Source organism: Schauerella aestuarii (genome assembly GCF_009866805.1).
Classification (GTDB): Bacteria; Pseudomonadota; Gammaproteobacteria; order Burkholderiales; family Burkholderiaceae_B; genus Schauerella; species Schauerella aestuarii.
Map to the genome: position 1 here is coordinate 811,905 of NZ_SIZW01000039.1, position 25,567 is coordinate 837,471.

Here is a 25,567-nt window from a genome sequence, read left to right on the forward strand (position 1 = left end):
GCGATGTCGCCGTGGCCGATGCGCAGAGTACTGCGCCGTACGCCGATCCCGCTACGCGTATCGAGCCGTCGTTGCCGGATGGGGCGATACCCCCGCCGGCCGATCCGATTGCCTCCGAAGACGCGGTGGACGTCGGGGCGACGCATTTCGAACCGACCATTCCGCCGCTCGATACCGCCCAAACGCCGGCTGTCTCACCGGCGACTGTTCCTCCGGGCGCGTCGATCGCTCCTGCAACGGGCAGCTACGCCAGCCAGCCCGCTATTGTGCCGCAGCAGGTCACGGTCGATGTGCCGCCGGCCGAGCCTGCACCTGCGGTGATTCCTGCAGAAGTTCGACCGGCAACCGCCGTGTCGCCCTCGATGGCGCCGTCCGGCACGCCGGTCGACCGGCCAACCATTCTGCCAGCCCATGCGCCCGCGGCGGCGCTGCCTGCAACGCCGGCATCCGCCGCACAGGCTTCGGCATCGGTGCCGTCCGTACCGGATCGCATCACGCCGATCGTCGGCACCGTCCCCGCAGTGCCCGGCACGCCTGCTGCCGAAGCCGCCGCCCCGGCCGAAAAGAAAGCCTCCTGGCTTACCCGTCTGAAGCGCGGCTTGTCGCGCACCGGGCAGAGCATCGGCGGCATTTTCGTGGGCGTCAGCGTCGACGAAAACCTGTTTGAAGAGCTCGAATCGGCGCTCATTATGGCCGATGCGGGCGTAGAAGCGACCCAAAAGCTCATCACCGCCTTGCGCGCCCGCGTCAAGAAAGAGCGGATCGAAGACGCAGAAGGGGTCAAGCGTGCCTTGTGCGATGTGTTGACCGACCATCTCAAGCCGCTCGAGCGTCCCTTCGACCTGAAGCGCGCCCAACCGCTCGTCGTGATGATTGCCGGCGTGAATGGGGCGGGCAAGACCACGTCGATCGGCAAGCTGGCGCATACCTTCCAGCGGCAGGGCGCGAGCGTCTTGCTGGCGGCCGGCGACACGTTCCGCGCGGCGGCCCGTGAGCAACTGGTGGCTTGGGGCGCCCGTAACAACGTGAGCGTGATCGCGCAGGACAAGGGCGATCCGGCGGCGGTCGCATTCGATGCCGTCAATGCTGGCCGTGCCCGGGGAATGGGCGTGGTCATGGTGGATACCGCCGGCCGGTTGCCCACGCAGTTGCATTTGATGGAAGAGATCAAGAAGATCCGTCGCGTGATCGCCAAGGCCGATCCGGCGGCACCTCACGAGGTGTTGCTGGTGATCGACGGCAACACGGGCCAGAACGCCATCGCGCAGATTCGCGCTTTCGACGCCGCGCTCAATCTGACCGGGCTGGTGGTGACCAAGCTGGACGGCACCGCCAAGGGCGGCACGCTCGCCGCCGTGGCCGCGGGCAGCCAAGGCGTACGCCCCGTTCCGGTGTACTGGATCGGCGTGGGCGAGGGCATGGAGGATTTGCAGCCGTTCGTGGCGCGCGAGTTCGCTCAGGCGCTGCTGGGACTGTCCTGACGGGCCTTCGATCAGCGTACGAAAATGGGCCGCTTTAGAGCGGCCCATTTATTTCTCAGATCGTTTGGCGGCATATCGATGCCGCCGTACCGCATCACTTCCAGAACGTGGGCGTTTTGCTCAACTCGCGAAAGGCGTGCTCGGCACGCTCTACCAGTGCGGCCTGGCGTGCAGCGATCCAGCCCACCGCAAACCATGCTTCGGGATGGGCGGCCGCAGCCGCTTCATAGCGCTCATGGGCGACAGCGAGGTCGTTGAATTCCCCCAACACGTCCTGCACTTGCGCCAGTTGCTTGCGATACGCCTTCAGGCGGGAGGCGGGCAACAGGCTTTCGGTAAACGACAACCCGTACCGCAACCGTTTGGCGCGTTTGCGCAAGGCGTGCTTGTCGTCGATGGCCAGCGTCGCGAAGTGCTTGCCGTCGGACACGACTTTCTTGTGCCAGCGACGCAGCCGATCCACCAACCGCGCTTGCAGCGGATGGGCAGGCGTGGCCGGATGGAGGGGGATGATGATCGGTACGACCATGGCTTCGCCGGGCGCGCTGCCCGTGCCTGAGGCGGTGGCGAGCATGGCAGCCAGTTCGCCCACATGCTGGCCGCTGGCGGCGGCGGGCGCGTCCACATCATCATCCTCGTCCGCAATGGCGATCGACGCTGCCGCACCCGTTGCGGCTTTGAGCGGCTCAGTCGCCGTAGGCACGAGGTGGGGGGTGTAGGGCGGTTGCGGCGTCAGGCTCCATTCGAGCATCTCGAGCAACCAGCCCTGAAACGCACGGCCCTGTGCCAACGTTCGTGCATCCTCTGCCGGCGGCGAACCCGGCATCGCGAAATCGGGCATGCCCGCTTCGCGCAGCACCGGCGCGATCGTCTCGTCCTGCACATCCTGATCGCGGTTGGCGCCGAATGCCGAGAAGTGCACCTTGATGTCTTCTTGCAAGACGTCGGAGGGAAGCGTCGCCAACCCTTCGAACAGGCGCCACGCTGAGCGCAAACGGCGCACCCCCACGCGCAATTGATGCACATGTTCGGCCCGGCCTGCGTCATACACGCCGAGCGTGTCGACCTCGGCCATGACGGCCGTATTGCGGATAATCTGATCCAGGCATTCTGCGGTGACGGCGGACAAGGCCTGTCCTGGCGTCATCTCGGGCTTCAGCGTAATGCCTTCGGCGCCGCGCGGCGCCCAGAATTGCGCGATGGCGCGGGTGCGTTCATCGGCTTCGGGCAGCGCGGTGGGGTCGGCGGGCGCGAGCACATGCGCCAATGTGGCCAGCGCATCGCCACGCTCGGATTTCGAGCGGGCATCCAGCACCAGGCCATGGCGTTGCAACCAGGTGCGGCCGAGCGTGAAGAGTGCCGCCACCTGACCGGAAACCAGTTCGAATTCGACCTCGGAGATCGGAAGCTCGAGCGCACCAGCGCGCAACATGCCGATGTCGTAAGCCAGCTCGACCACGCCCTGGCGCGTGCGAATCTTGCGCAGCGTGCGCACCACGTCGGTTACGTAACGCAGGGTGAGTTCACCCTTGATCTGCGACAGCGCGGCCTCGAATTCGGTACCGGCATACACCGACAGATCCAGCACCGGGCCGGGCCGGGCGTGGTTGACTTCTTTGCGGGTGATCGCGTCGGCGCCGGGCGCCTTCAGGGTTTGAATCCAGTCGCGACCTTCCTGGCGCAGGCGCAAGGCAATGCGCGCGCGGGCCAGTTCGCGATCGGCAGTGTCGAAATACAGGGCATGCAGCCGCACCTGCGACACGTCGCGCTGCTTCTTGAGCTCGCGTTCGATTGCGGGCCGCGCGGCTGCCGGGACGTGCAACTTCAATTCCTGTTCCGACATGATCACCTTCCAACAAAAAAGAGCCAGATGTTACTCAGCAGAGACCGTCGATTTGATGACTGGTCATAATTCGGTCATACGACTGCCGACATTGCCGAATCCGATCATCCTGCATCGCTGCGGGATCGGCAATGACGTTACCGTCCGGTATAACCCAGCTTGCGTGAAATCGACTGTGCGCAGCGCAGCAATGGGCGCGCAATCACGCCGTCGTAGGCCGTATCGAACCGCCCGGTGGGGCCAAGGCTGGTCAGGGCCAACACCACGCTCCCGGTGTTGTCGAAAACCGGTACCGATAGCGCATCGACGCCCGGCAGCGGATTGCCGAGCGCGCGGGCCATACCGTGCACCCTGATGTCGGCCAGCATCGCGTCAAGCGTGGAGCGGGGCGTGGCAACGGGCGTGTCGATGCTGGAGATGACGGCGGTATCGCCGATCTCGCGTGTGATGTAGTGGTCGGCCACCTTGGGCGGCAACCACGCGGCAAAGACGAGACCGGTGGCGGTGTGCAGCATGGACATCACCGTGCCCTGGCGCATATTGACGTGTACCGGGTAGCTCGCCTGCGACATGTGCACCATCGTGGGCCCATGCGATCCGAGCACGGCGATTCCGAGCGTGTGGCCGATCTCATCCCGGAGCTCTGCAAGCTCGGGCATGGCGGCGCGCACCGGGTCGAGACGTTGCAGGCTGACGAGCCCCATCTGCAGGGCAAATGCGCCGAGTTCGTAGTGGCCGGTGACGCCATCCTGCTGCACCAGGCCGACCCGAATGAAACTGACCAGATAGGGGTGGGCCTTGGCCGACGTCATGCCGGCGGCCTGCGCCAGATCGCGCAGGCTCAAGGGGGTGGCCGCCTCGACCAGGGCGGTCAACAGCGTGCAGCCGACCTCGATCGACTGGATGCTGCGGCGGCCGTCGTTGGCGGCGGCGGTTACGTCCGGTTCTGTTCTAGCCATGTGGTCAGGCGCTGAGACATGCCGTCATCGGCGTGCAGCCCCAGGCGCGTGCGGCGCCAGAGGATGTCTTCGGCGGTGCGGGCCCATTCGTGTTCGACGAGCCAGCGCACCTCGCGTTCATACAGACCCAGGCCGAAGTCGAGCCCCAGGTCGTGAAGCGACGTAGCGCCGCCCACGATGCCCTCCGCCAGCGTGCCGTAGGCGCCCACCAGGCGCTGAACGACGCTTTCGGGCAGCCACTCATAGCGGCGTGCGAATTTTGCGGCGTAGGCGGCGGGATCGGCGTTGGGCATGTCGCCACCCGGCAGCGGGGCAGTGGCCGTCCAGCCCTTCGGCTTGCTCGTGAAGGGCGCGAGTTTTTCGAGCGCGTGTTCGGCCAGGCGGCGATAGGTCGTGATCTTGCCGCCGAAGATCGACAGCAAGGGCGGTTTGCCCTCCTTGCCGCCGCTCACATCGAATACATAATCGCGGGTGACCGCCGAGGCGTTGCCCGCCTGATCGTCATACAGCGGACGCACGCCGGAATACGACCACGTCATGTCGGACGGTTTGATTTGTTTGACGAAGTAGCTGTTGACGATGTCGCACAGATAGCGCACTTCTTCATCGCTGATGTGCACCGCCGACGGATCGTCCTGGTAGACGACATCGGTGGTGCCGATCAACGAGTACTGGTCCTGATAGGGGATCACGAACATGATCCGGCCATCCGCATTTTGCAGGATGTAGGCCCAGTTGCCTTCGTAGAGCTTGGGCACCGTGAAGTGGCTGCCTTTTACCAGGCGCAGCTTGCTGCGTGGGGGCGTGGCCGACTCGGTTTCGCCCGTTTCGGCCAGAATGGCCAGACGCTGCAGGCGCTCGACCCAGGGGCCGGCCGCATTGACGAGGATGCCGGCATCCACGGTGATGTCAGTGCCGTCGACGTCGCGCAAGGTGGCCTGCCAGCGGCCGCCGCTGGTGCGCAGCGCCACACATTCGGTGCGCGTGAGGATGTGGGCACCGCGCTCGCGCGCGTCCATGGCGTTGAGCACCACGAGGCGCGAGTCATCGACGCGCGCATCGGAATATTCGAAGCCCGTATGCAGACTGGTGCGCAGCGGCGCGCCTTGCGGCACCTTGCGCAGATCGAGTTTGCGCGATCCCGGCAGGCGCGGCGAGCGCTTGGCCAGATGATCGTAGAGGAACATGCCGATGCGGATCATCCAGGCCGGACGCAGGTTTTTGTCGTGCGGCAGGACGAAACGCAGGGGGTGCACGATATGGGGCGCGTTCGAGAGCAGCACTTCACGCTCGGACAGCGCCTCGCGCACCAGACGGAACTCGTAGTTTTCGAGATAGCGAAGACCGCCATGGATCAGCTTGCTGCTGGCCGACGACGTGGCACTGGCCAGGTCGTTCTTTTCGCACAACAACACGCTCAGGCCACGGCCGACCGCATCGCGGGCGATGCCGACGCCATTGATGCCGCCTCCGACGATGAGCATGTCGACCGCGTAATGCGCGGGAGCGGCTGAAACTGAAGGCGTGGTCATAGTAATGGGGCGATCCGCGAAGTGGGGCGGGGAAACCCTGAAGTTTACTCTGGGAAACGGGGGCAGAGCACGATTTGCGCTGAAGGGTCGTACATGTACGAATACGAGCGCACGGCGGCCCCCACATTGGTAGAATCAGGGGTTTCCCGCCCACACTGTTGCCGCCATGTCCGTCTCCCTCCACCCCACGTCCGCGTCCGGCGGGAATGCCGAATCGTTCGACATCGCCCCCGTTTCCGACATCATCGCCGAGCTGCGCGCCGGCCGGATGGTCATTCTCGTGGACGAGGAAGACCGTGAAAACGAAGGCGATCTCGTGATGGCGGCGGAATTCGTCACGCCCGAAGCCATCAACTTCATGGTGACCCATGCCCGCGGCCTGGTGTGCCTCACCCTTACCGAAGAACGGTGCCGCCAGCTCGATCTGCCGTTGATGGCCTCGCGCAACGGCACCCGGTACGGCACCAATTTCACGATGTCGATCGAAGCCGCTACCGGTGTCGAGACCGGCATCTCGGCCGCTGACCGCGCCCGCACCATCCAGGTCGCGGTGGCACGCAACGCGCGGCCCGACGATCTGGTTCAGCCGGGTCACATTTTTCCTGTGCGTGCGGTTCCCGGCGGTGTGCTGGTGCGTGCCGGGCACACGGAGGCGGGATGTGACCTGACCGCGATGGCGGGGCTCACCCCGGCTGCCGTCATCTGCGAGATCCTCAAGCCCGACGGTACGATGGCGCGGCTGCCCGATCTGATGGGTTTCGCCCGCGAACACGGCCTGAAGATCGGCACGATCGCCGATTTGATCCAGTACCGCAGCGAGCATGAGTCGATCGTGAAGCGGGTGGGTGAACGTCCCTTGCAAACCCCGTGGGGCGAGTTCCATACCGTGGCGTACCGCGATACCGCGACGGCCTCCACCCATCTGGCGCTGGTGCACGGCACGATCGATCCTGACAGCGAAACGCTGGTGCGGGTGCACGAGCCGGCATCGCTCCTGGATGTGCTGGATACCGGGTCGAGCCCGCATAGCTGGACCGTGGCGCGCGCCATGCAAACGATTGCGGCGAGCCGCGCGGGCGTTGTCATCCTGATGAACTGCCAGGCCTCTTCCGAGCATCTGGCGGCGCAGATCACGGCGTGGACCGATCCCAAGGCTCACCCGGGTTCGCAGGATGGCGACCGTCTGGGATTGCGCACCTACGGGATCGGCGCCCAGATTCTGCGCGATTTGAACGTGGGGCAGATGAAATTGTTGGCACGACCCCGCAAGATGCCGAGCATGGCCGGCTTCTCACTCACCATTACGGGTTACGATTGCGACCCTTCCGCGCTTGCCCAACCAAGCGCCACTTAATTTCCAGGCGGCCCTTATGAATCCCTACATCCTTACTCCCGACCTCAACGGCGAGGGACTGCATATCGGCATCGTGCGTGCGCGCTTCAACGAAGCGATCGGCCAAGCCGAACTCGATGCCTGCCTTGAAGAACTGGCTACGCTGGGCGTGGACGAGCGCGACGTGATGGTCGTGACGGTCCCCGGCGCGCTTGAACTCGGCGTCACCCTGGCCCGTATGGCCGAAACATTCGAATTCGACGCTTTGATCGCGCTGGGCGCGGTCATCCGCGGCGAAACCTACCACTTCGAAGTCGTCAGCAACGAAAGCGCACAAGCCATTTCGCGTATTTCGCTCGAGACGGGTATTCCCGTGGCCAACGGCGTGTTGACCACCGAAACCGAAGCGCAGGCGCAAGAGCGCGCTGCCGGCAAGGGTCGCGATTGCGCCCAGGTCGCGGTTGAAATGGCCAATCTGGTTGCCGCGCTCGAGCCGGAAGCCGAAGACGAAGACGAAGAAGAGGACGAAGATTTTGACGACGAAGAAGACAACGGGCGTTGATGGCGAAGCACGTGCGAACGCGCGTAGCGCGCGTCGCCGTGCCCGCGAGTTTGCCCTGCAAGGCGTGTATTCCTGGCTGTTGAAGGGCGGCGTGGGTAATCAAGACGCGGGCGAGATCGATGCGCACGTGCGGGATGCCGACGATTTTTCGGAAGCCGACGCGCAGTGGTTCAAAACCTTGCTGCATGGCGTGATCCGCGAAGCGCCGGCGCTGCGCGAGCGTTTTTCGCCATTCGTCGATCGGCCGCTCGTCGAGCTGTCACCTGTCGAACATGGCATCTTGCTCATCGGCGCGTACGAACTCGTGCATCACGTGGAAGTGCCGTATCGCGTGGCGATCAATGAGGCGGTCGAACTGGCCAAGAGTTTTGGCGGTACCGACGGCTTCAAGTTCGTCAACGGCGTGCTCGATAAGCTGGCCGCCGATGTGCGTCCCTCCGAGGTTGCAGCGGCGGCGCGCCGCTGATCGCGGCGTACCTCCGAGGCGTTGCGCGCGATGTCCGGTCAGCCCATCCTTTACCGCCCAGCGTCTTGTGCGCACAGCGGCGAGGGGTGAGGCATGACATCGGAGTTCGACCTCATCGCGCGCTGCTTTGCGCGCCCGGCGCCGGATGGCATGCTGGGCGTGGGCGACGATTGCGCGCTCTTTGCCGTGCCCCACGGCAAGCATGTCGCCACCAGCACCGATCTGTTGCTTGCAGGTAGGCACTTCTTCCCGGACGTCGATCCGTACGCACTGGGTCACAAATCGCTGGCCGTCAATCTTTCCGATCTTGCCGCCATGGGGGCTCAACCCATTGGCTGTCTGCTGGGATTGGCATTGCCCAATGTCGATCTGCCCTGGGTGGAAGCGTTCGCGCGCGGGTTTCATGCCCTGTGCGATACGCACGGCTGTCCGTTGATCGGGGGCGACACCACGCGTGCGGCCGACGGCCATGTTGCCATCAGCGTGACGGTGTTCGGTGCCGTGGATGCGCAGCGCGCATTGAAGCGCTCCGGTGCCCGCGTGGGTGACGACGTATGGGTGAGCGGCACGCTTGGCGCCGCCGACGCGGCTTACCGCCTGCTTTCGGGTCAATGGGCCCGAGATGACGCGCTGCTGGCGGCTTGCCGGCCCGCGCTGGAACGGCCCGAACCGCAGGTTGCACTCGGGATGGGGTTGGCGGGCATCGCGCACGCCGCCATCGATATTTCCGATGGGTTGTTGCAAGATCTGGGGCATATCCTCGCGGCCAGCCAGGTCGGTGCCACCCTGCAGGAAGCCGACTTACCCGTGGACGATGCGCTTGCTGCCTTGCCTGCCGCTCAAGCGCGCGGCTGTGTGCTGGGCGGTGGCGACGTCTACCAATTGTGCGTGACGGCCGACCCGGCCGATCGCGATCGCATCATTCAATCCGCCCGCAGCATCGGCGTTCGCATCACCCGCGTGGGCACCATCGTGTCCCAGCGTGGTCTGCGCGTGCTCGATACTGCCGGCCAGCCGATCGGCGATCTGCCGGGCGGCTTCGATCACTTCGCCTCGACATGACCCCCTCACCCTCATCCGATCCGGCCACCAGTTCGATGGCCGAGCGCATGCGCGTCGTTTATCCCAGCCTGTCCTGGATCTGCGCGCGTCCGCACCGCCTGATCGCCTTCGGCTTCGGCAGTGGGCTTCTGCGGCCGATGTCAGGCACCTGGGGCACGCTGCTCGCCTGGCTGATGTGGATTGCAGTGGAGAATTGGCTCCCGTCGGACCTGTATGTAGGCCTATTTCTTGCTTTGGCGTTTGCATATGGATGTTGGGCATGCCTGAAGGTATGCCGCGAACTCGACACTCCGGATCATCTGGGGATGGTCTGGGATGAGATGATCGCAATGTGGCTGGTGTTGTGGCTGACACCGTCGGATTGGATTTCTCAGATTGCGGCGTTCGTGCTTTTTCGCGTGTTCGACATTCTCAAACCCCAACCGATCAAGTACTGCGATGCGCACGTCAAAGGCGGGCTGGGGGTCATGGTGGACGACATTTTGGCCGCGTGCTATGCCTTGCTGGTGATCGCCGCGGCGGTGCGCTTGGGAGTTTTGGGATGATGAACGAGACCGTATTGAATACGCCGGCGCTGGAAGAAGATGTGGTGGCGCTGGCCGAGCAGTTGGGCCAGGACCTGCAGCGCCAGGGGTGGCTCGTGGGTGTGGCCGAGTCGTGCACGGGTGGCCTGTTGGGCGCCACGATCACCAGCGTGGCCGGTTCGAGCGCCTGGTTCGACCGCGGGTTCATTACGTACAGCAATGATGCCAAGATCGAAAACCTGGAAGTTTCACCCGAGACGCTCGAGCGTCACGGTGCGGTAAGCGAACCAGTGGCGATCGAAATGGCGAGCGGTGTGTTGCTGGGGGCGCCGGACGCCCATGTGGCGGTGTCCATCACCGGTATCGCAGGCCCCGACGGCGGTACGCCCGGCAAGCCGGTGGGCATGGTGTGCTTCGGCTTCGCGGTGCGCGCCGGTGACGGCATCACCACCCGGGCGGCAACGCGCGTATTTCCGGGTAATCGCGCCGAGATTCGTCTGGCCGCAGTCGGCGCTGCGTTGCGCGGGCTGCTGGAATCGATCGATGCCCGTGTGACGGATGTTCGCGCCACGCCGGTCATTGCCTGAACGACCAAACGTGCGATCGCATCACGCGATTGCGTTGAAAAGCCCTCTCTGCCGACGCCGTGGCGTCGTTTACAGGAGGGCTTTTTTACGTCCAGGCTCGATGACGATGTTGGGTTCAGCCTGATGTCGAGGAAAGTCATGCCTGATGCGAATCACCTCAGGCCGCTCATTCTCATCGACGTCACGCCTGCTGCTGAACGTCCCGTACGGCGTTGATCTGATCGCGCAGCGACTTGGCCGCACGAGCGGCTGCCTCGCGCCAATCGTCGCCGCCGCTCGCATACAGAATCGCGCGCGACGAGTTCACCAGCATGCCGGTGCCGGCGGCATTGCAGCCGCTTTGTACGGTGGCGCGAACGTCGCCGCCCTGGGCGCCGATGCCGGGGACCAGCAACGGCATGGCCTCGCCGATACGGGCACGTACAGCCGCCAGTTCATTGGGGAACGTGGCGCCCACGACCAGACCGCATTGTTCGTGACGATTCCATTTGTCCGCGACCAGACCGGCCACGTGCAGGTAGAGCGGATCGCCGTTTTCCATCTTCAGAAACTGCAGATCCGAGCCGCCTGGATTGGACGTGCGGCACAGGATGAAAATGCCACGGTCGCGCCACGCCAGATAAGGCTCCACCGAGTCGTAGCCCAGATACGGGCTGACGGTGACCGCATGCGCGCCGTAGCGCTCGAAAGCTTCGCGGGCGTACTGCTCGGCGGTGGTGCCGATGTCGCCACGCTTGGCGTCCAGCACGATCGAAAGCGTGGGGTGTTTGGCGCGGATGTGCGCGCACACGGCTTCAAGCTGCGCCTCGGCGTGATGAGCGGCGAAGTACGCGATCTGCGGCTTGAAGCTGCAGGCGTATGGCGCGGTCGCATCGACGATATCGCGGCAGAACGTGAAGATCGCATCGGGATCGTCCTGCAGTTCGGCAGGCAAGCGGGCCAGATCGGGATCCAGTCCCACCTGCAGGAGCGAACCGGTGGATGACCAAGCCTGGTCGAGGAGTGACTTGAAGTTCATGGGGATAAGAGAATCAGTGCAGTTTGACGCGCGGACGGGTGCGACGCATGAGCAATCGGGCCACCGCCAGGGTGGCTGTGCGTGACACACCCAGCACCGCTTTGTGGTGCATGAGGTGCAGGCTCATATACATCAGGCGTGCCAGTGTACCGCTCACGAAGAGGCCCCGGCCCGAGAGCTTGCCCATCAGGCTGCCCACGCCGGCACTGCTGCCCAATGACACCAGCGAGCCGTGATCGCGATAGACGTAGGTGGCGGACGACGACGCGCGGCCCTTCAGGCGATCGCTGATGCGGGTGGCGAGGTAGTCGGCCTGCTGGTGCGCGGCCTGGGCGCGTGCCGGCACCGATTTGCCGTCTTTCCAGGGCGCGGCGGAGCAGTCGCCGATGGCGTACACATTGGGGTCGGCGGTTTGCAATGTGCCGTCCACTTCGAGTTGGCCGATGCGGTTCAGCGGCAGGTCGAGCGTCTTCAACAATGCGGGTCCGGCGATGCCGGCGGCCCACAGGCACATCTGGGCCTCGAAGGTGCGGCCGTCGGACACGTTGACGTAGTCGTGGCCCACCTCGGACACCTTGGCACCGGTTTCGATCTGCACGTTCATCGATTGCAGACGTTCGGTGGCGGCGGCCGAGATGCGTTCGGGAAGGGCTGCCAATACGCGCGGCGCGCCTTCGATCAATGTGATCGCCAGATCGCGCGACGGCTTGAAGTGCGGCAGGCCGTAGGCGCTGATGACATGGCTGGCTTCGTGCAGCTCGGCTGCCAGCTCGACGCCGGTGGCACCACCGCCCACGATCACCACGTTCAGTCGGGCATCGGGGGAGGTGGCCTTGGCCTGATCGATCTGCACCATCTGCTTGAGCATGGTGAGCCGGAAGTGTTCGGCGCCATCGATGGTGTCCAGCGTGAGTGCGTGTTCGGTGGCGCCGGCTGTGCCGAAAAAGTTCGACGTGCTGCCGATCGCCAACACCAGTATCTCGTAGCCGATGCGCCGCTCCGGCACGACCTCGACGCCGTTGGCATCGCACACCGGGGCCACCGTGATGGTGCGCGCCGCGCGGTCGATGTCGGTCACGCCACCGAGCACGAACCCGAAGTGCGACAAGGCACCCATCATCAGATAGGACAGGCCTTCCTGATGGATATCGAGCGTGCCCGCGGCCGCTTCGTGCAACGAGGGCTTCCACACGTGGAAGGGGCGCGCATCGACCAGCGTGACGGCTTCGCGGCCGTGCTTGCGGCCGAGCGTTGCGGCGAGTTCGAGGCCGCCCGCACCGCCGCCGATAATGACGACTTTGCGTGGGGAGGAGGGTCGGACGGCGTCCGGGCTGGCGGGAAGTGACACATCATTCATAGGGACAAGTATAAACGGCCCCGTGCTTGAAGCGTCCATCGCGTGGACGAACGTACTTGCCCTGCCGACGTCCGCTTCGGTCACTCGATCAAGGCAGGCATAGGGAAAGTGCCGGCGCCAACAAGCAGGCGCGGAGCCGAAAACAGGACGTTCAGCCCCAAAACCGCAGATACGCGACCATCGCCCAGGTGGCTCCCGCAAAGATCAGCGTGATCATCACCGCAGCAGATCCCAAATCCTTGGCGCGGCCGATCAGCGGGTGCGGCTCGAGCGATACCGCATCGGCGACTGTTTCGATGGCAGAGTTGAGCAGTTCGACCACCAGCACGACGAGCACCACGGCAATCAGCAGCAGCACTTCGTAGGGGTGGCGGCCGAGCCAGAACGCCGTGGGGATCATGATCACCGCCAGACCGAACTCCTGACGAAAAGACGCTTCGTGCGTGAGCGCCGCCTGCATGCCTTGCACGGCGTAGCGCAAGGCGTTGAAGAGCCGGCCCAGGCCACGTTTGCTCTTGAAGGGAGAGGGGTGGGGCGTATCTGACATCGAGGGTCCGGTGATCAAGTGGGGCGCGTAAGCACCGCTTGCGCCTGGGCGACGTCTTCTTCCGACATCGCCTGCGCGATGATCACGATAGTACCCAATTGGTCGCCCGCAGCGGCGGTATCGATGGGGTCCGGCGGGCTGAACAGATGACGCACGCCATGAATGGCGTAGGTTTGCCCGTCGCTCATTGGCAAGAGCGCCTTGACGCGCAGGAGGTTCTCGCCGAAGTGGGTTTGCAGATGCTTGACCCAGGCTGCGTAGGCAGGCCAGGTGACGGGAGCCTCGACCCGGCACACGTACGACGCAATGCCATAGCGCAGCACATGGCCCAGTCGCGTCAGTGCGAGCGGGACGGCAGGCGAGAACGTTGACGTGCGATCGTTCGCGGCGGGACCTGCCGACACCGGCGCCGTCCGATGCAATCCGTCGAAGAGCACGGCTTCGCCTTCGCAGGCGTGCGCCGTCGCAGTCACGATCGGCGCCATCGGATTGCGCGCCCGCAGCGCTTCGCGCAAGGCGTGCACCGCGGGGTCGGGCGTCACATCCGTTTTCGTGATGATCAGCTTGTCGGCCACGGCCGCCTGCGTGGCGGCCTCGCGATAATCGTCCAGCGTGCGCAGCCCATGGATGCCGTCGACCGTGGTGATCGCGCCGCCAAACCGGTAATGGCGCGCCACGGACGGATCGCCAGCCAACGTGTTGATCAGCGGCGCGGGATCGGCCAAGCCGGACGTCTCGACCACCACACGCGCAAACGCGGGCACGTCGCCGCGCAGGCGCCGGTAATACAGCGACTCGAGGCTATCCTGCAGCGCGCTATTGGTGGCACAGCACAGGCAGCCGGAATCCAGCAGCACCACGTCGTCGTCATTGGACGACGCGACCAGCCGATGGTCCAGGCCCACTTGGCCGAACTCATTGATGATGACGGCCGTATCGGCAAACGCGGCGCTGCGCACGAGCCGGCTGAGCAGCGTGGTCTTGCCGCTGCCCAGAAAGCCCGTCAGCAGATAGACGGGCAACGGCGCCTGGGGTGCCGTTGGCTTCAAGCCTGCTCCGCAACCGGGGCCGGCAGACCTTTCAGATAATCGGCCACTTCAATCGACGGGATCACGTCGGCATATTTGCAGTTCAAGTCGAACATATTGACGGCATGGCTGGCCTGGAACCGGTCGAACGCCGCTTCTTCGGGAATGATCACCTTGAAGTTGTACGAGTACGCGTCCACGGCCGTGGCGCGCAAGCAGCCCGACGACGTGCAGCCCACGAGAATCAGCGTATCCACATCGAAGAAATTGAGGTGGCTCATGAAGATCGTGCCGAAGAAGCACGACGGCTTCTGCTTCGAGATCCGAATGTCTTGCGGGCGCGGGGCCAGCGGCTCGACGGTTTGCGTGGCGTGCGTATTGGCCACTACCGTTTTTTCACCGCCGCGGTGGTTCTTGCCCACTTGCACGCCGCTGTCCATCAAGTCGGGACGACGGCCGCTTTCGGTATAGAACACGGGGATATTCTTTTCGCGCGCAAGTTCGAGCAGCGGCACCATGTGCGCCACGGCATCCCAGGCTTCGCGGCCGCAATGCGTGCGGTATTGCTTCAGGCCTTCGAGAATATCCTCGGGCGTATCGCCGCAGAAGTTGTACTGCACGTCGATGATGAATAGTGCCGGGCGTTTGCCGAAACCGCCGCGTTTGCCGTAGCCGGCTACCTTCAATACTTCCTGGTCGCGTTCGGTAAGAAAGTCGTCCCAGATTCGTTTGGTGTCGCTCATGGCGTCGAGGGTCCTGTAGAGAGTGTCTTGAAATGCAAAAGCGTGAAGCGATGGCGCCGAGTTGGATGCATCGCTGTCGTTCGTTTATTCACATTCGCGATGCGAGTGCGTACGTGCGTTGTCGGGCGTTTTCGTATGAGGCACCGGATTGCCTGCGATCAGTGTGACGCGGGCCCGGCACCTCGGTCGTGCAACCTTCACAGGCGCCGGACGTAGCGGCCGGACGGATTGGTGCGCGCGTCGTCGGTAATGCGACCGTCCTGCGCCACAGTGCGGCCGCGCACCAGCGTGCGCACGGGCCAGCCCTTGAGCGTCATGCCTTCGTACGGCGAATAGTCGGCGTGCGACTCCAGCGTGGCCGGATCCACCGTGCGCTCGAGCTCGGGATCCACGATCAGCAGGTCGGCGTCCTTGCCGATTTCGATGCTGCCCTTGGACGGCAGGTTGTAGATGCGCGCGGCGTTGGTGGCGGCGAGTTCCATCAGGCGGATGAGGGGCACGCCGCGGCGGTGGTAGCCTTCGTGCAGCAGGATCGGCAAGATCATGCCGGTGCCCGGAAAGCCGTTGCTGGCGGCCCAGATATCGTGGTCCTTGGTGGCGCGTTTGCGCGGCACGTGATCCGAACCGATGGTGGTGATAGCGCCATCGCGCACGCCTTCCCACATGGCTTCCACGTCGTCCTGGCCGCGCACGGGCGGATTGACCTTGGCGTAGGGGCCGGCCGGCGACTCGTCGTTCAAGAACAGATAATGCGGGCAGCTTTCCACATAGATCGGCGGGCCTTCGGCGCGCAGGCGGTGGCGGCGCACTTCGTCCAGCGCTTCGCGGCAGCTCAGATGCACGATGTTGACGGGGGTATTCGTCTTGGAGGCGAAGTAGCACACGCGGTGCACGTTCTCGGCCTCCAGGAAATCCGGACTTTGTTCGTTCCAGGCTTTCAAATCGTCGCGGCCGGCGGCGCGCAGCGGGTCGCGAAGCACCGGAATGACTTCGACGTTTTCGCAGTGCACACCGAGTACCGCGCCGGGAATGGCGGCCGTGGCCTGCAAGGCCGAGTAGAGCAGGCCGTCGTCGATATCGGTAAAGCCTTTCGACAAGCCGGCCGCGCCCTTGTACATCATGTAAAGCTTGTAGGACGACACGCCAAAGCCGTGCGAAATCTCGTCCAGCGTTTCCACATGCAGATTGCTCGTGATGCCGAAGTGAAACCCGAAATCGATGCAGCTTTGCCGCTCGGCGCGCTCGCGCGTGGGTTCGAACGACTCGCGGATATCTTTCGAGCGATGGAACGACAGCACGGTGGTGGTGCCGCCGAGCGCCGCGTTGCGCGACTCGGTTTCGAAGTCGGTTTCGGGCGAGCCGAAACCGAAATGCACATGCGGGTCGATCACGCCGGGCAGCACCCACAGGCCCTTGCAGTCGATCGTCTCCGTGGCCGTCAAGTCGGCGTCGGGCCCCGCGATGATGGCGATGCGGCCGTCCTTCACGCCAATCTGGCCTTCGGTGAGGCCTTGTTGCGGCAGCAGGATGCGGGCATGGGTAAGCAGAAGATCAAGCGTCATGGCGTGGCGGTGGTGTGGACGTTCGTGGAGGTGAGGTGAGCAAGGCGGACGATGTGAGGCATCACGACGGCGTTGCGTGCACGGCAGTAAAGCTGTTGAGCACGCTGGCAGGAATGCCCCCCTCGGCCATCAGGCCGCGTTCCGCCGCGGTCAGTACTTGTGGGAGCGCGTCGAAGCGCACTTCGCGATCGCCTTGGCGCGCGATCACACGGATCGCCTCGCCCGTGCGCACGCCATGGGCCACGCCTTCGAAGGTAAACGACTCCTCGCCGGTAAGCCCCAAGGCGCGCCAGCCTTCGCCTGCGCGAAACGCCAACGGCAGCACGCCCATGCCCACCAGGTTGGCGCGATGGATGCGTTCGAAGGATTCGGCGATCACGGCTTTGACGCCCAGGAGCGCCGAGCCTTTGGCTGCCCAATCGCGGCTGCTGCCGGTGCCATACTCTTTGCCGGCGATGATCACGGTGGCGATGCCATCCTGCCGATACGCCGCAGCCGCATCGAAAATCGTCATGCGGGCGCCATCGGGAAAGTGCCGCGTGACGCCGCCTTCTTCCTCGGGCAGCAGCGCATTCTTGATGCGGATGTTGGCAAACGTCGCGCGCGTCATCACTTCGAAATTACAGCGGCGCGCCACATAACTGTTGAAGTCGCGGGGCACGATGCCGGCAGCTTGCAGGTAAAGGCCAGCAGGTGTGTCGGGCGGAATCTCGCCACCCGGCGAGATGTGGTCGGTGGTGAGCGAATCGTCGAACGCGGCAAGCACGCGGGTGTCGGTCAGCACGCGGGCCAGCTCATCCAGCGCATTGCCCTGTGGCGTGTTGCGAAAGAAAGGCGGCTCAACCAGATAGTGCGACTCGGGATCCCATGGAAAACGTTGGCCGCCCGGCGCTTCGAGATCGTTCCAGATGGCGGCGTCCATGTTGGCGGGATCGTAGGTTTGCTCAAACATCGCCGGGTCGCTGGCCAGGGGCAGCAGTGCGGCAATCTCTTCGGGCGTGGGCCACAGATCGCGCAGGAACACGGGTTTGCCCTCCGCATCCTTGGCAAGCGGCTGGGTATCGAAATCGATGTCGATCCGGCCGGCCAGGGCGTAAGCCACGACCAAAGGCGGCGCGCCGATGTAGTTGGCGCGGATCAGTTTATGAATGCGGCCCTCGAAGTTGCGGTTGCCCGACAGCACAGCAGCGGCAACGAGCTTCTTGCTTTCGATAACGCGTGCCACGGCTGGGTCCAGCGGACCCGATTTGCCGCCACAGGTGGTGCAGCCATAGCCGATCACGTAAAAACCCAGTTGCTCCAGTGCGGGCAGCAACCCGGCATTCTGCAAATATTGGGTGACGGCGCGCGAGCCCGGGGCGAGCGAAGTTTTTACCCAGGGCTTGGGCATCAGGCCGCGCGCCACGGCTTTCTGCGCGACCAAGCCCGCGGCAATCATCACACTGGGGTTGGATGTATTCGTGCACGACGTGATGGCTGCCAGCACTACCGCGCCGTGCCGCAGGTCGAGGTCGTCGTGCGTGCGCGTGCAGTCGGGCTGTGCATCCTGCGCCTTCTGCTTGCCGCGCATGGCATCGGGCGTGCCGGACTGGGGCGTGTAGGTGTGCACGTCGAAGCCGCCATCCGCCAGCGAGAGCCCCAAGCGTCGGCCAAAGTCGGCCGGGATCGCCTTGATCGGCATGCGATCCTGCGGGCGGCGTGGGCCGGCCAGGCTCGGGCGCGCTTCGCTCAAATCGATGTCGATGACGCGGGTGTAGTGCGGCGTGGCGGCTTGGGGACCGCGAAACAGATGATTGGCGCGCGCGTAGGCTTCCACGAGTTCGGTGCGGCGAGCAGGCCGGCCGGTGGCGCGCAGATAGGTCAGCGTCGCGTCGTCGATGGGAAAGAAGCCGCACGTGGCACCGTACTCGGGCGCCATGTTTGCAATCGTGGCGCGCTCCTGCACGGAAAGAAGTGCCACCGCCGGGCCGAAGAACTCCACCATCGTGCCGGCCACGCCGGCCTGGCGCAGTTGCTGCACGATGAGAAGTGCGGCATCGGTGGTCATGGCGGGGGCGGCGATATGCCCGCTCAACCGCACACCCACCACTTCCGGCACGGGGAAGGTATACGCATGGCCCAACAGTGCCGCTTCGGCGTCGATGCCGCCCACGCCCCAGCCCAGTACGCCCAGCGCATTGATCATGGGGGTATGCGAGTCGCCACCGATCACGAAATCGGGATGGGCCCACAGGCCATCGTCGCGCTGCGTTTCAACCACCACCGGTGCGATGTGCTCGAGATTGACCTGGTGGATGATGCCTGTGCCAGGCGGAAACACACGCAGCCCGCGAAACGCCTGCTGCGCCCACTTGAGAAAGCGGTAGCGCTCATCGTTGCGCTCGAACTCGCGCGTCAGATTGCGCACCATCGCATCGCCGCTGCCCCAGTGATCCACCTGCAGCGAGTGATCGACGATCACATCCACTGGGATGCGTGTGGCGACGGCATCCACATCGCCGCCACGTTCGGCCACGGCGTCACGTAGTGCCGCCAGATCCTGCAACACCGGTAAGCCACTCGAGTCGGGAAGGATGACGCGGGCCACGTGCAGCGGCAGGTCGGCTTGCGCGTGCGACCCCCAATGCAACAGTGCATCGATATCCGCCTGCGTGACGGCCGCTCCCCATGCGCGATGCCGCAGCAGGTTTTCCAGCAGCACCCGGATCACATAGGGGTAGGTATCGATGTCGCAACCCGCCGTGCGCGTGGCGCTGGCGATGTCGGCAAAGCGGACGAGGTCGTCCTTGAAGGGCAGGGTGGCGGGCATATGCGCGGACGGAAAAGCCGAAAGGCGAGAAGGCATTAGATGACCTATCTTATGCGCGCTACCGTTTTAGTGTCAACACTTTGGCATTTCGGACGCCAAGCTGGTTTGGTGTTGAGGCAGTGGATGAGCATGGCATGCTGGCGCCACCGCTTGGCTCGACAGGGGCTGACAGGCAAGAGACTATGATTCCTAGGGGAAACCCTAGTGCGTTGATATTAAGGGAAGTGTAAGGCGCTCACGGCGTACCGGTATGGATCGCTGTCGTGGTTTTATGACCGAATCAACCCTTTGCCGTCGAGGGTGCCCAGAAGAGGTATGGCTGCATGGTTTGACATCTACCGACATCAAAAAATTCTAAAGAGTTGACACTTTAACAATCAGTTTGATAATCTGGCGACATCATGAGTGACACCCGCCCGATTACCACCAGCCTTGAAGACACTACCGGCCCCTTGGCCGACGCGGTGTTTGCACACATGCTCGAGTGGATCTATCAAGGGCGCCTGTCGCCCGACAGCGTGATCAACGAAGTGGCGATTGCGCAGGAATTCGGCGTCAGCCGCGGACCCGTCCGTGAAGCCGTGCGCCGCCTGCAAGGCATTCAGCTGGTGACCCGCGAGCCGTACGTGAAGGCGCGCGTAGCGTCGATGTCGGCCGAATCCGCCATCGAGCTTTTTCAGATGCGCATGGCGCTCGAAGGGGTGGCATGCCAGTTGGCCACCCGCCGCATGTCGGACGACGAAATCGCGCTGTTGATCATGGAGCTCGAGCAGGATCGTCAGCGCCAGGTCGAAGCCGATGCGGGTGCGACCAAAGCGCCACGCGTATTCGACTTTCATGAGCGCATCGTGCGCGCCAGCGGCAATAGCCGCATCGTGAATGCGCTGTGCGGCGATCTCTATCACCTGTTGCGCGTCTACCGCCGTCATTCGGGCACCGTGCTCGAACGCAAGCACGACGCGTATGCCGAGCATTGGCAAATTTTGCGCGCCATGAAATCGCGCGATGCCGAACTCGCCGAATCGCTGATGCGCTCGCATATCGAGCGCGCAGCCCAACATCTCTTCGAGCATCTTGGCGACACGCCAATGTCGGCCAACGCATCGAAATAACGATTCGCGCGGCGCGCTGCCCTGCGCCTGCGCACTTTCTTTCTTCTGGAGCACCTGTATGAGTCAAGCCCGTAAATTTCGGGAATTGTTGAACACCGAACCCTTTATCGTGTCGCCGGGTGTTTACGATGGCTATAGCATTCGTTTGGTCGAAGCGGCCGGATTCAAGACGGCGTGCACCAGCGGTGCGGCGCTATCCAATGCCCTGCTGGGCATCGCCGATATCGGTGTGATGGGCTTGAGCGAGAACGTCAACCACTGTCGCCACCTGGCGCGTGCCGTGTCGATTCCGCTGACGGCCGATGCCGACACGGGCTATGGCAACCCGGTCAACGTGTTCCACACCGTGCGCATGTTCGAAGAGGCCGGCATCGCTGGTGTCAATATCGAAGATCAGGTCAGCCCCAAGCGTTGCGGTCACATGCCGGGCAAAGACGTGATCCCGCTGGAAGAAATGGTCAAAAAGATCGAAGCCGCCTGCGAAGCGCGCCGCGATGACGCATTCGTCATCATCGCGCGCACCGATTCGCTGGCCGTGGAAGGCATCGAAGGTGCAATCAAGCGCGCCCGTGCGTATGCCGCAGCCGGCGCCGACATGCTGTTTCCGGATGCCGTGCGCACCGAAGATGACATCAAGCGCATCGTGGATGCGGCCGGTATCCCCATCAGCGTCAATATGGGCTTCGGTATCCGCGAACGCCCGACCACGCCGCTCATTCCGCTGCCGCGCCTGAAAGAACTCGGCGTGAAACGCATCAGCTTGCCGCGCATGCTGCCGGCCGCTGCCATCCGCTCGATGCAGGAAGCGCTGGCAGTGATGAAGGAGGTGATTGCGACCGGCCAACCCGCGCATCGTCCTGACCTGCTCGTGGGCATCGAAGACATCATGAAACTGATGGGCTACGAAGAAATGCGCGAAATGGAAAAGCGCCTGACGACGTTGCCCGCTGTGGCGGCCTGACCGGAACCGGCAACCGCCACACTGCCATCGCCTGGCGCTGCAGTCGCATAAGCAATTGCAACTGCACAAGCAACTGTCATCGCACACGCAACTGCAACGCCAACGACAACCGCAACCGTAATCGCAACCTCCTCTCTCAATGCACGCGCAGCCATGATGCCGTCCCTCTCCCTGCTTCCCGGTATGCCGACCGACACGCCCCGGTGCCTGATTACCGGCGCCTCCTCGGGCATCGGCCTGGCGCTGGCGCAGCGACTGCTCGACGACGGCTGGCAGGTGATCGGTATCGATCGCGCGCCTGCGCCGCAGGACGCGCCGCCCGAATTCATCGGCATCGTGGCCGATCTGCTGGATCCGCGCGATTGCGATGCCGCGCTCGATGCCATCGGCGATACCCCGCTGACGGCGATCGTGCACTGCGCCGGCATCGTGCGTTCCGGTGGGCTGACCGATACCGATATGGCGGAAGCGGATGCGCTGTGGCAATTGCATGCCGGAGCGCCGATGCGCCTGATGCGCGTGCTGGCCGATAGGCTGCCCGCGCATGATGGCCGGGTGATTCTCGTGTCCAGCCGCGCCGTGCTCGGCCGGCCCGGGCGTGCCGCCTATGCCGCCAGCAAAGCCGCGCAGATCGGCTTGGCGCGCAGTTGGGCGGCGGAGCTGGTCACGCGCGGCGTCACCGTCAATGTTGTGGCGCCCGGTGCGGTCGATACGCCCATGTTGCGGGATCCCGAACGCGGTGCGCCACCCCGAACGGCTTTACCGATCGGGCGCCTGATTGAGCCGTCCGAAGTGGCCGCCACGATCGCGTTTCTGATTGGCCCCGAGGCCGGCGCGATCACCGGGCAAACGCTGTATGTGTGCGGCGGCGCGTCGTTGGATCTGCCTCATGGTTAATGCTTTTTCACCCAAGCAGGGCGCTCGCGGGCACGCCGAGGTGGGGTCGTTGTCGCGCACGCCTGGCGATGGTGCATCCCGCTCGCGCGTGTGCGTGATTACCGGTGCTGCCGGTGATATCGGATTGGCGATCGCCGAGCGCTTTCTGGCGCAGGGTTGCCGGGTGGCCGCCCTGGATCTGAACGCCGCCGTGCTGGCCGAACGCTACAAGGCGTGGTGTGGCGTCGAAGCCGAGGCGCCGCGCGGGTCTGATGGCGATATCCAAGATGACGACTCCGCCGATCTGCTCATGCTCGCCTGCAACGTGGCCGACACGGCATCCGTGATCGCGGCAATCGATGCAGTGGCCGCACGTTGGGGGCGGGTCGATGTACTCGTCAACAACGCGGCTACGGTCACCTCCTCGCAGCCCGTGTGCGACCTGGACGACGAGGCTTGGCAAACGGCGCTCGACGTCAATCTTACCGGTGCCTGGCGCATGGCGCGGGCGTGCGTGCCGCACATGGCGGCCAAGGGTGGCGGTGTGATTCTCAATATGTCGTCTCAGCTCGGTCATGTGACCGCAGCCGGACGTGGCGCTTATGGCGTCAGCAAGGCCGCCTTGATGGCGCTCACCCGTTCGCTGGCGGTCGACTACGCCGAGCAAGGGATCCGCGCGGTCAGTTTGTCGCCCGGCGCGGTACTCACCAGTCGCGTCGTCACCCGTTATGGCGGCGCCGACGCGGCCACGCGTACGCTGGCGCCGCGTTATCCCATACAACGCTTGGGCACCGTCGAAGACGTGGCCGAAGCCGCATTGTTTCTTACCGGCGTCGGGGCAGGGTTCATTACCGGAACCGATCTGCTCGTCGACGGAGGATATACAGCCGTCTAGGCCTCGATGCCTGGGCTCAACAAGGGGAAGTCATGTTTGGGAGTAAAGCCGTATGAAGAAGTCTGCCATCCATCGTGCATCGCACGGTGTCAATTGCATGCGTCGCGGGATTGCCGCCGCGATGCTCGTGCCGTTTCTGGGATTGGCCGGCACGTTTGCCGCACCTGGCGTTGCGCTCGCGGCGGATGATGCCGCCACGTATCCCTCGCGTGTGGTCACCATCGTCGTGCCGTTTCCTGCAGGCGGCGCAACCGACATCACCGGTCGTTTGCTGGCTGAGGGATTGTCGAAGAAATGGGGCCAATCGGTCGTGGTCGAAAACCGTCCGGGTGCCGGTGGCAACCTGGGGTCGGAAGTCGTGGCCCGTGCCGCGCCCGATGGCTACAGCATCATCCTCGGCGTGACCGGTTCGCATGGCATCAACACCTCGTTGTATTCCAATATGCGTTATCACCCGCTCAAGGATTTCGAGCCGGTGACCCAGGCCACGCTGTATCCCAATGCCATCGTGGTCAACAACGACGTGCCCGCCAATAATCTGCAAGAGCTGATCGCCTTGCTCAAGGCTGACCCGGGCAAGTACTCGTACGGCTCGGACGGTAACGGCACGGCTTCGCACCTCGGCATGGAAATGCTGCGCAGCAAGGGACACTTCCCGATCGCGCACATTCCGTATCGCGGCAGCACGCCGATGATCACCGATCTGATCGGCGGTCAGATCCAGGTGGGCATTACCGGCTTGCCGGCAGTGCAGGCTTATGTGAAATCCGGCAAGCTGAAGATGATTGCCGTCACCACGGCAGAACGCTTTCCCAGCACGCCCGACTATCCCACGGTGGCCGAGCAAGGCTTCCCCGGATTCTCGGCCCCGCCCTGGTCGGGTTTCTTCGTGCCCAAAGGCACGCCCAAACCGATTATCGACAAGCTCTCGGCCGACATGCGCAGCGTGATGGAGCAGCCTGAAACGAAAGCGAAAATGCTTGCCGCGGGCAGCGAATTCACACCCAGCACACCGGAGCAGTTTCGCGCTTTCGTCGATAGCGAAATCACGAAGTGGGCTGAGGCCGTGAAGATCTCGGGTGCCAAGGTGGATTGATTGGGCTCCTGAAGGGCGGTGAGGCCGAGGTGCGCACCCCCGCCAAAAGCCAAGCGGACCGAAACTCGGTCCGCTTTTTCTTTGCCTGTACTCGGTGCGCGATTTGCGTTTGAGCGCCTGAGCCGCAACGGAGACCGCGCGGTGCTGCGCTATGCGCTGGGGTGACGTGTACGCATTCGCCTATGCTCGTACAGACACGTCGAGACGTCCACTCAACCAATCGGCTGCGACGTCGTTCCCGCATCCATTCGAGCGGCATGCCGCGCCTTCGTGCCGAAGCGCTCGGCAAACTGCCGGGTAATCACGGCACCCATGAAGAAAATCTGGGCCGAATAATAGATCCACAACAGCAGTGCGACGACAGAACCCGCCGCGCCATACGACGACGCGACACCGTCACGTCCCAGATACAGCCCGATGGCGTATTTGCCGACCAGAAACAGAATCGCCGTGATGATCGCACCCGGCACCACATCCCGCCACGACAGCTTGGTGCTCGGCAGCAGCTTATAAATCACCGCAAACAGCGCGCACACCACGCTGAACGCAAACAGATTCGCAAACACATCGGCCACGGTGGCAAACGACGACGCTGCCCACATCGTGCCGTAATAACTTTTCGCCGCAGCAAGCCCCGCGTTCACGCTCAAGGAAATCAACAGGAAGAGCGCCAGTACGAGTACCAAACCGAACGACGCAAACCGCGTACGGACGAAACCTTTGATGCCTTCCGGTTTGGCGGCTTCCACTTCCCACATATCGTCCAGGCTCGCCTGCAACTCGGCAAAGGCGGTTGTGGCGCTGAAAATCAACACCCCGATCGACACCATCGCCGCGATGATGCCGCTATTGGATTCATGCGCGCTGGCCAGCACCGTCTGGATCACTTCCGCGCCGCGTTCGCCGGTGAGATCGCGCAATTGATCCACCAGTTGCGCCTGCACCGCCACTTCGCCGAAGAAAAAGCCGGCCACGGCAATCACAAGGATCAGCATCGGTGCCAGCGAGAAAATCATATACAGCGCGAGTGCCGCCCCTTTGCTGGCAGCGCGATGCTTGGACCATTGCGCAGCCGATTCCTTCAGCATGGCGCCTACTGAGCGAAAGCTCATGACGCGAAGTTCTCCGGGGAGTTTCATAACGGATCCTTGTTGTGATGCTGATGCCTGTACCTGCAGCGCAGTATGCGCGGGCAAACCGAGTATGACGCGCTG

The 25,567-nt window shown here is 63.9% G+C and carries 23 protein-coding genes; 12 read left to right on the plus strand and 11 right to left on the minus strand.

The genetic code is table 11. The annotated features are described in order from the left end of the window. Window positions 1–362 precede the first annotated feature (362 nt). Complete coding sequence (gene ftsY / locus EYW45_RS06600) at window positions 363–1,481, plus strand: signal recognition particle-docking protein FtsY (protein WP_235938948.1); 1,119 nt, start codon at window positions 363–365, stop codon at window positions 1,479–1,481. A gap of 94 nt (window positions 1,482–1,575) precedes the next feature. On the opposite strand, the gene EYW45_RS06605 is transcribed toward ftsY, so the two are convergent. The 3 genes from EYW45_RS06605 to glpD all read right to left on the minus strand — a co-directional run bounded on the left by EYW45_RS06605 (window position 1,576) and on the right by glpD (window position 5,815). Then, the gene (locus EYW45_RS06605) at window positions 1,576–3,324 is read right to left on the minus strand and encodes a CYTH and CHAD domain-containing protein (RefSeq protein WP_161134532.1); all 1,749 of its coding nucleotides are present in this window, start codon (window positions 3,322–3,324) and stop codon (window positions 1,576–1,578) included. Between the two features lie 137 nt (window positions 3,325–3,461). Beyond that, entirely contained in the window at window positions 3,462–4,283 is an 822-nt protein-coding gene (locus EYW45_RS06610; RefSeq protein ID WP_161134533.1) for an IclR family transcriptional regulator, read from the minus strand. Next, on the minus strand, window positions 4,259–5,815 hold the full coding sequence (gene glpD / locus EYW45_RS06615; protein ID WP_161134534.1) for a glycerol-3-phosphate dehydrogenase: 1,557 nt from the start codon (window positions 5,813–5,815) through the stop codon (window positions 4,259–4,261). Before glpD ends, EYW45_RS06610 begins: the two co-directional genes overlap by 25 nt. Window positions 5,816–5,981: 166 nt before the next feature. Here glpD and ribBA point away from each other — a divergent pair, with 166 nt between their 5' ends. The 6 genes from ribBA (at window position 5,982) to EYW45_RS06645 (ending at window position 10,349) form a co-directional block, all read left to right on the plus strand. Continuing rightward, a complete protein-coding gene (gene ribBA / locus EYW45_RS06620; protein ID WP_161134535.1) occupies window positions 5,982–7,169 on the plus strand; it encodes a bifunctional 3,4-dihydroxy-2-butanone-4-phosphate synthase/GTP cyclohydrolase II in 1,188 nt (395 codons plus the stop codon). 16 nt (window positions 7,170–7,185) lie between these two features. Then, window positions 7,186–7,710 (plus strand): 6,7-dimethyl-8-ribityllumazine synthase, encoded by a 525-nt coding sequence (ribH, locus tag EYW45_RS06625; protein WP_161134536.1) that lies wholly within the window; start codon window positions 7,186–7,188, stop codon window positions 7,708–7,710. Then, window positions 7,682–8,176 (plus strand): transcription antitermination factor NusB, encoded by a 495-nt coding sequence (gene nusB / locus EYW45_RS06630; RefSeq protein ID WP_161134537.1) that lies wholly within the window; start codon window positions 7,682–7,684, stop codon window positions 8,174–8,176. Before ribH ends, nusB begins: the two co-directional genes overlap by 29 nt. 93 nt (window positions 8,177–8,269) lie before the next feature. Further along, the gene (gene thiL, locus EYW45_RS06635) at window positions 8,270–9,238 is read left to right on the plus strand and encodes a thiamine-phosphate kinase (protein WP_161134538.1); all 969 of its coding nucleotides are present in this window, start codon (window positions 8,270–8,272) and stop codon (window positions 9,236–9,238) included. A gap of 35 nt (window positions 9,239–9,273) precedes the next feature. After that, a complete protein-coding gene (locus EYW45_RS06640) occupies window positions 9,274–9,783 on the plus strand; it encodes a phosphatidylglycerophosphatase A family protein (protein WP_161134642.1) in 510 nt (169 codons plus the stop codon). Then, window positions 9,780–10,349: a CinA family protein gene (locus EYW45_RS06645; RefSeq protein ID WP_161134539.1), complete on the plus strand. Its 570-nt coding sequence runs from the start codon at window positions 9,780–9,782 to the stop codon at window positions 10,347–10,349. Before EYW45_RS06640 ends, EYW45_RS06645 begins: the two co-directional genes overlap by 4 nt. 181 nt (window positions 10,350–10,530) lie before the next feature. Here EYW45_RS06645 and pyrF read toward each other — a convergent pair whose 3' ends face one another. From pyrF to acnA, 7 genes are all read right to left on the minus strand, one after another. Continuing rightward, window positions 10,531–11,367 carry an orotidine-5'-phosphate decarboxylase gene (gene pyrF, locus EYW45_RS06650; protein ID WP_161134540.1) on the minus strand — a complete coding sequence of 279 codons (837 nt, stop codon included), beginning with the start codon at window positions 11,365–11,367 and terminating at the stop codon, window positions 10,531–10,533. 13 nt (window positions 11,368–11,380) lie between these two features. Further along, window positions 11,381–12,715, minus strand: a complete 1,335-nt coding sequence (locus EYW45_RS06655) for an NAD(P)/FAD-dependent oxidoreductase (protein WP_328703597.1) — start codon at window positions 12,713–12,715, stop codon at window positions 11,381–11,383. A gap of 160 nt (window positions 12,716–12,875) precedes the next feature. Next, the gene (locus EYW45_RS06660) at window positions 12,876–13,271 is read right to left on the minus strand and encodes a diacylglycerol kinase (protein WP_161134542.1); all 396 of its coding nucleotides are present in this window, start codon (window positions 13,269–13,271) and stop codon (window positions 12,876–12,878) included. Between the two features lie 14 nt (window positions 13,272–13,285). Then, window positions 13,286–14,320 (minus strand): CobW family GTP-binding protein, encoded by a 1,035-nt coding sequence (locus EYW45_RS06665; RefSeq protein WP_202444592.1) that lies wholly within the window; start codon window positions 14,318–14,320, stop codon window positions 13,286–13,288. After that, complete coding sequence (locus tag EYW45_RS06670; RefSeq protein ID WP_161134543.1) at window positions 14,317–15,042, minus strand: isochorismatase family protein; 726 nt, start codon at window positions 15,040–15,042, stop codon at window positions 14,317–14,319. The genes EYW45_RS06665 and EYW45_RS06670 overlap by 4 nt, the downstream gene beginning before the upstream one ends. Before the next feature lie 197 nt (window positions 15,043–15,239). After that, the gene (locus tag EYW45_RS06675) at window positions 15,240–16,604 is read right to left on the minus strand and encodes a dihydroorotase (RefSeq protein WP_161134544.1); all 1,365 of its coding nucleotides are present in this window, start codon (window positions 16,602–16,604) and stop codon (window positions 15,240–15,242) included. A 61-nt stretch (window positions 16,605–16,665) separates the two neighbouring features. Then, complete coding sequence (gene acnA / locus EYW45_RS06680; RefSeq protein ID WP_161134644.1) at window positions 16,666–19,413, minus strand: aconitate hydratase AcnA; 2,748 nt, start codon at window positions 19,411–19,413, stop codon at window positions 16,666–16,668. Between the two features lie 401 nt (window positions 19,414–19,814). On the opposite strand from acnA, the gene EYW45_RS06685 reads away from it, so the two are divergent. The 5 genes from EYW45_RS06685 (at window position 19,815) to EYW45_RS06705 (ending at window position 24,353) form a co-directional block, all read left to right on the plus strand. Next, window positions 19,815–20,525: a GntR family transcriptional regulator gene (locus EYW45_RS06685; protein ID WP_161134545.1), complete on the plus strand. Its 711-nt coding sequence runs from the start codon at window positions 19,815–19,817 to the stop codon at window positions 20,523–20,525. A 58-nt stretch (window positions 20,526–20,583) separates the two neighbouring features. Then, window positions 20,584–21,486 carry an isocitrate lyase/PEP mutase family protein gene (locus EYW45_RS06690; protein WP_161134546.1) on the plus strand — a complete coding sequence of 301 codons (903 nt, stop codon included), beginning with the start codon at window positions 20,584–20,586 and terminating at the stop codon, window positions 21,484–21,486. Window positions 21,487–21,639: 153 nt separating this feature from the next. Beyond that, window positions 21,640–22,383, plus strand: coding sequence for an SDR family NAD(P)-dependent oxidoreductase (locus tag EYW45_RS06695; RefSeq protein WP_235938891.1), 744 nt, complete (start codon window positions 21,640–21,642; stop codon window positions 22,381–22,383). Continuing rightward, window positions 22,376–23,257, plus strand: coding sequence for an SDR family NAD(P)-dependent oxidoreductase (locus EYW45_RS06700; protein ID WP_161134547.1), 882 nt, complete (start codon window positions 22,376–22,378; stop codon window positions 23,255–23,257). The genes EYW45_RS06695 and EYW45_RS06700 overlap by 8 nt, the downstream gene beginning before the upstream one ends. 52 nt (window positions 23,258–23,309) lie before the next feature. Then, on the plus strand, window positions 23,310–24,353 hold the full coding sequence (locus tag EYW45_RS06705) for a Bug family tripartite tricarboxylate transporter substrate binding protein (RefSeq protein WP_202444593.1): 1,044 nt from the start codon (window positions 23,310–23,312) through the stop codon (window positions 24,351–24,353). Window positions 24,354–24,565: 212 nt separating this feature from the next. Here the strand turns inward: EYW45_RS06705 and EYW45_RS06710 are convergent, their stop codons facing one another. Further along, window positions 24,566–25,492, minus strand: a complete 927-nt coding sequence (locus EYW45_RS06710) for a YihY/virulence factor BrkB family protein (protein WP_161134548.1) — start codon at window positions 25,490–25,492, stop codon at window positions 24,566–24,568. Between the last annotated feature and the right edge of the window lie 75 nt (window positions 25,493–25,567).